We start from the raw sequence: 6,631 nt of genomic DNA on the forward strand, positions 1-6,631 counted from the left end.
ATGATAAAAAAATCAAATATGAAATATATACAAATAGTTTTAATGGTTTTGAGCTTGTTTTTAAGTTCATGCGATTATCTAGATTATGATGAAAAAGATTATCTTCTGCAGGAGGATATTTATTCAGATTTAGAACGTGTAAATTCAGCTTTAACTGGTATTTATGTGGCGCTACCATCGGGTTTTAATCAAGAAGGAGGTGCTATGTTGGCCTCAGCTTCTGATGATGCTGTATTTGCACAAGACGCTAGTTCCATACATAAATATTTTAATGGAGCTTGGGGTCCTGCACAGACACTGGATTCTAAATGGAGCTATTTTACTGCCATTAGACGTGCTAACCGTTTATTGGAAGAAGTAGAAAAGTATCAGTATGAAGATCGTTTGTATGATAAGGATCCTGTATATGATGTGTTAATGGAAGAGTTGGAACGTAAGAAATTCGAGGCTAGAACACTACGCGCGTTTTACTACTTTGAACTAGCCAAACGTTATGGAGATATTCCTTTGATTTTGAAAACATTGACCGTCGAAGAAGCAAATTCGGTCTCTAAAAATTCTTTTCAGGAAATCATTGATTTTGTAGTGAGCGAATGTACAGCTGCGGCCCCTAATTTACCTCTTAGCTATCAAAATGAACGAGAAAAGGAAACCGGCCGTGTAACAAGAGGGGCAGCATTGGCAATAAAAGCAAAAGCATTATTATATGCAGCGAGTCCTTTACATAATGCATCTAATAATCAACAAGCGTGGCGAGATGCAGCACAAGCGGCTTACGAGGTCATAGATTTAGGCCAATATTCGCTTAACTCAAATTATTCATCAGTATTTAATAATTACAATGCAAATAATAGAGAATTGATCTTAGAGAGTAGAGAAGGACCAAGTAATTATTTTGAAAGAACAAACTTTCCAGTAGGCTATGTGGGGGGGCAATCAGGAAATACACCAACTCAAAATTTAGTAGATGCCTATGAAATGAAGGCTACAGGTCTTGCGATTGATCACCCAAGTTCTGGTTATAATCCAAACAACCCATATGCCGGAAGAGATCCACGATTAGCTGAAACTGTTATTTATAATGGTTCTAATTTTAAGGGGCAGACAGTTGAAGTTTTTGAGGGTGGACGTAATGGATCCCCTTTGCGATATGCCACAGAAACAGGTTATTACTTGAGAAAATATGTGGATCAAACTATAAACTTAGAAATTCCTAATGTTACTCAAAAAGAACATACATGGGTGTTGTTTAGATATGCAGAGGTATTACTTAATTACGCAGAAGCGATGAACGAAGCTTATGGGCCAGAAGATCCAGCAACATTTGGTATGACTGCCTTACAAGCCGTTAATGAGATTCGTGCCAGATCTAGCGTTAGTATGCCTCCTTTTCCATCTGGAATGTCTAAAGAAGAGTTTAGAACAAAGTTAAGAAATGAAAGGCGTGTAGAGTTAGCTTTTGAGGCGCATAGATTTTGGGATATACGTCGTTGGAAAATAGCAGAAGAAACTACCAATATTTATAAAATGGAGGTAACAAATACAGGAAGTAGTTTTACATACACTAAAGAACTTTTAGAAACTAGACCATTTGAGTCTAAAATGTATTTATATCCTATACCTTTTTCGGAAACGGTTGTCAATCCTAATATGATACAAAATGCAGGGTGGTAAAATATTAATATCATAGAAATTTATAAAGGCTGTCTTGATTCAAACGAGACAGCCTTTATTATTAAAGGCTCTTAAGATAAAATTATCAAAGACTTTTTTGTTACTATTTTGTTTTTCTGACTTATTCATGGAATAAATAGTACTAGAAATATGATTTATTATAACAGTTTTATTTAAATGATGAGAAATATAGGCTTGAATTTTTACATACTTGTTTTGCTAGTTATATTTTGTAATATAGCACATGCTACAACGGGTTTTGGTTCATTAACAGATTCAAATATTGAATATGTTGGAAGATGGGATAAATGTGATAAAAATGTATTTCGTAGTTATTGGGGGGGAGCTTATTTAAAGGTGACCTTTACAGGAAGAACAATAAAGATAAAACTTGCTAAGGCTGCAAATATTTATGTAAGTGTCGATGGTTTAGGCTATAAAAAATATAGCAATGCTAAAGGTGTAGTAGATTTAACACCAAATATATTGCAAAATGAGATACATACTTTGGTTGTAGTTGCTAATTATGCTAACGACGAGATACATTTTCAAGGATTTATTTTAGAAAAGGAGGGAATAACTTTAGCTCAGCCAGAAAAGGATATTATTGAGTTTGTTGGTAACTCTATAACTTCAGGACAAAACACAACAATGGGTAATTTGTCTGCCTACCCATGGCTAACAGGAGAGGCATTGCAAGTTGATCATACTCAAATTTCACAACCAGGAATTACATTAGTTGATGGCTATTACTATAATGCTAATTGGGCACCCAAGAGAGGGCAAAGTGTTCAATATTTTTTGATGAAAACATCAAATCACGAAATAAGCTCAACTTGGAACTTTAGTGTATATACCCCAAAAGTACTTGTAATTAATATTGGTACAAATGATTATAATCTTAAAGTGCCTAATGAACTTTTTGAATCTACTTACCAGCTTTTTGTTCAAAGAATTCGAAGAAAATATCCGAATACAGAAATATTTTTAATGGAAACATTTGCTGGCTATTATACAGAAGAAATACGAAATGTTGTTAATATGTGTTTAGATTCAGGTGATTCTAAAATTCATTTTGTAGAAACTAAGAATTGGTTGCTAAAGCCTAATGATTACGTTGACCAAAATCATCCTAATGATATTGGTCATAAGAAAATAGCAGAAAAATTGTCAGAAGTATTGAAAGATTATATCAACTAAAATAATACGACTATTAAAAGTTGATATTTTCGTGAATTTGACTTATTTAGAACTGGTTGTTAGTAGAATATTATTATTTCGATAAATTTCAACACCATTAGTCTTGTTGAGATTTATGTTTGCGTATTCCATGCGAGGGATATTTTCTAAAGCATCATATGGACGGTTATAATATAATATCCATCCAAATTTGGGTTGCTCTCTTACTTGGTCTAAATCATCAAAAATATAGCTATCGAGTACTCCTCTCGTGCCATTGAAACGTACTATTTAAGCATTCTTAGTAGACTTTCTTGTTAAACTTTATTTTGCGTAATACAGCCCATTGTGCAGTTGTATTAGCAGTAAATTCAGAACTGTTATTTATGCGGGTACGATCTGGTTTACCTAGTCTGTTAATTAGACGATTTAGGACATAAGCTATCTTTTTACTTGTTATTAATAATCTAACTCTAAATGTAATGCTTCCCGATTAAAATCATAAACAATAGTAAGCACTCTATATTTTCTTTTTTTCATTTGTTGAACTTCGATTTGAAATTCTACGGAAGAATAAAGAAGGTTTTTAGAATATCAAAAGAGCACATTGTTTTATAAAGCCTAATAAAAGGAATTTTTTACCACTGTTTAAGTATTATTTTCATCCTTAAATTAGTGTTATCATGTTAATATTGTTGTAGTTATGTTTTTGTAAACATGAGAGATTTTAAGGATAACAGAACGAGTAATAAAAATATTTCCGTTGTCAATGCAGGTTACAGATTTTTTATCTATTTGTAAATTTTGATTATTGGCTATATTAAAAAGTAAGAATAGCCTTAAGATAGATATAAGTAATTGTCAAAAAAGTAAAGTGCTTAGTCGTTATAGAGAATAAACCATATAAACTAAATTTTAAAACCATTCAATTATGAAAAAAATTACTTTAAAACAAATTTACTTAGTCGTTTTCTGCATTGTTGGAGTACAAGTTTTTGCTCAACAATTTACTCCAACGGGTTATTATAAAATAAAAAGTGTTCTTACAGGAAATTATATAACATTTGAAGAAGTTGTAGCATCAGCCGGTAGTGGAAATTCAGTTTCCGTACTTCCGGTAATAAATTCTAATTCTCAAATTTTTAATTTCATCGCCAGTGGTCGTGCCGATTTTAACGGAAAAAAGGCATACAATATAAATTGTGCTACAGGTAATGGTATATTTAGAGCTGAAAGTTCAAATGTATGGGTGAGTGGTGATATGGCACCAAATACTTCAAATCCAAGAAATTTTGTGATTAATGAATTGGGAGTGAATGCTGATACTGGAGATATGATGTATAGTTTTTTGGCAACGACTTCTCAAGCCAGAACTATATCTGTAGATGAAGCTAATTCTAATTGTAGGTATTTATTAGGAGAAGCAGGATCTACACAGTGGTATTTAGAGCCGGCAACTGTATTGAGTACCGATAAATTAGATTTAAGTAATGTATTCATTTCTAATCCTGTAAAAAATGAATTGGTTATATCTGGTTTAAATAATAATGTAGAACGAGTTAATATTTATAATGTTTCTGGCCGGCTTGTGTTGTCATCAATAGTAAAAGAGCAATCATTGAATTTAGATATTAGTTCATTTACTAAAGGAGTGTATTTTATAGAAATGAAGGGAACACTTGGTAGTTTAACAAAAAAGATAATTAAACAATAATTTAAGTGAAACGCAGTAATAAATTAATATAGATAAAAACATTCTGCATTTATGATTATTAGTAAATGTAGAATGTTTTTATAGTAATTATAATGTTAAGATTTTAAATATTTACAATTGAGTTTCTTTTGATTATTTCTTATAAAACCAATCCCGGTGTAAGACAAATTACGGAATTAAATAAAATATGAAAGACGGTGAAGTAACCCTTTTTTTAGTGCAAGGGCGAATTTTAGCGTATGTAGATAAAGTAAAATGTTTATTAATATATAATGTCTTTCACGAGCGTATTTTTTTAGGTTGAGAAAACACCTATTGGTTTGAGAATATGTATCTGGGAAGAAAATGAATTTAAATCAAACTAAGCAAAAATAAAGCAGACTTGTTTAAACTAAATTACACATTAATGAAAAAAAAGAAGCAGGAGAATTATTCTCTATTTAAAATAAGTAAGGCTCTATTATATTGTGTTTTTTTCGCAATAGGAATTGCTCAAGCACAGCAGGAAGCTCCTTCTTGGTTGGATTTTGCCCAAAAAAGTGAAAACGGCCAATTAAATCAGGCAACTTTAAGCGATTATTCTTACACAGGTTATCATTTTTCAGAAAAGGAACTTCCAGATGTTTCAACCTGGAACACTATAAGTGTTTTGGATTATGGGGCAGTGGCCAATGATGACAATTATGATGATGCAGCCATAGTCGCAGCTATTTCAGCAGCAGAAGCGAGTGTCGTGCCAACCGTCGTTTATTTTCCAGCAGGCCGCTACAAGGTGTCCAGTACAGAAACCGAAAACACTCCAATAATGATCCGGGGAAGTCATATTGTACTCAAGGGAGCAGGAGCAGGTTTAGGAGGTACCGAAATATTTACAGATAAAAGAGGTAACCATCCGTACCGTTTTGAATTTAAGCCATTAAGTACCCCCAACACTAAAATTACTAACACAGCAGCTAAAAGAATACTGAAGGGTGATTTTGAAATAGAAGTGGAAAGCACAAATGGTCTGAGTGTGGGGCAAACCGTAGAGTTATACCATCAAGGGGGAGAGAATTTAGATGCTAATATGCCAGGTCTAACTTATAATTCTATATGGAATGTAGCAAATAATAACAGAGGAGTCAGAACCCTAGAAAAGCATGTTATCACAAAGATAGAAGGTAATAAAGTAACATTTAAAAATCCAGTTCAATATACTATTACGGCAGAGTTTACTGGCGCACAATTGAATCGATATGAAACAATTGAAGAAGTAGGTGTTGAGGATATCCTGTTTACAAGCGATTGGTTAAATTATCCTGAAGATTATAAGCATCATGCTAATGATATTGTAGATTATGGTTGGCGAGCATTGAAATTAACCAATGTTAAAAACGGATGGGTAAGAAACTGTGAATTTAAAGATTGGAATGAAATGCTCCAAATATCAACATGTATTGGGGTGACTGTAAAGGACATTGTATGTTCGGGTAAAAAAGGTCACAGTTCTTATTATGCGATATACTCATATGGTGTGTTATTTGATAATTGTGATGATATTGTAGACCAGGGATTAAGCAGAGATAATGTTAAAGGTCAAGGACATGGGCCAGGAATGCGTTGGTCAACAACCAGTACTGTATTTACAAATTGCCAAATGCAGTTTGATCAAAGTATAGATTGTCATGGGTTTCATCCTTACGGTAACTTATTGGAGAATGTTTACGGAGGTTGTTTTAGAGCTAATGGAGGCGCAGAGAATTCGTATCCAAATAGTGGTCCATATTTAACATTTTGGAATTTTGTTCATGATTCAAGATATAATAGCGTAACATTTAATTTTTGGGATCCAGTTAATAGAAGAACACATACATATGGTTATCCTAACTTTATAGGTTTTACAGCACCCGATCCCAACGAGAATGTCACTTTACAAAACACAGGTTTGAATGAGTTACAAGGCGAAAAGGCCTATCCATTATCATTATTTGATGCTCAATTACAGTTGCGACTTTATGGTGCTTATATGTCGGCATCATCTTCTAAGCCAGAATATTTAGCAAAATATGCAAATGATGGCAAGTC

Annotated in this window: 4 protein-coding genes; all 4 read left to right on the forward strand. The window is 33.0% G+C overall.

Features of this window, described 5'->3' with window-relative positions; genetic code table 11:
• Positions 1-18: 18 nt before the first annotated feature.
• The gene (locus ICJ84_RS05075; protein ID WP_206688676.1) at positions 19-1,674 is read left to right on the forward strand and encodes a RagB/SusD family nutrient uptake outer membrane protein; all 1,656 of its coding nucleotides are present in this window, start codon (positions 19-21) and stop codon (positions 1,672-1,674) included.
• A 177-nt stretch (positions 1,675-1,851) separates the two neighbouring features.
• The gene (locus tag ICJ84_RS05080) at positions 1,852-2,874 is read left to right on the forward strand and encodes an SGNH/GDSL hydrolase family protein (protein ID WP_188215252.1); all 1,023 of its coding nucleotides are present in this window, start codon (positions 1,852-1,854) and stop codon (positions 2,872-2,874) included.
• Between the two features lie 910 nt (positions 2,875-3,784).
• On the forward strand, positions 3,785-4,567 hold the full coding sequence (locus ICJ84_RS05085; RefSeq protein ID WP_188215253.1) for a T9SS type A sorting domain-containing protein: 783 nt from the start codon (positions 3,785-3,787) through the stop codon (positions 4,565-4,567).
• 406 nt (positions 4,568-4,973) lie between these two features.
• Positions 4,974-6,631 (forward strand): DUF4955 domain-containing protein (locus ICJ84_RS05090; protein WP_188215254.1); only part of this gene is annotated, 1,658 nt, incomplete at its 3' end.

This window comes from Aestuariibaculum suncheonense, assembly GCF_014596935.1.
In the GTDB taxonomy this organism is placed as follows: domain Bacteria; phylum Bacteroidota; class Bacteroidia; order Flavobacteriales; family Flavobacteriaceae; genus Aestuariibaculum; species Aestuariibaculum suncheonense.

Bases quoted from the DNA above. Each gene is read 5' to 3' on its own strand.
- ICJ84_RS05075 (WP_206688676.1), top strand. From the start codon at position 19: ATGAAATATATACAAATAGTTTTAATGGTTTTGAGCTTGTTTTTAAGT.
- ICJ84_RS05080 (WP_188215252.1), top strand. From the start codon at position 1,852: ATGATGAGAAATATAGGCTTGAATTTTTACATACTTGTTTTGCTAGTT.
- ICJ84_RS05085 (WP_188215253.1), top strand. From the start codon at position 3,785: ATGAAAAAAATTACTTTAAAACAAATTTACTTAGTCGTTTTCTGCATT.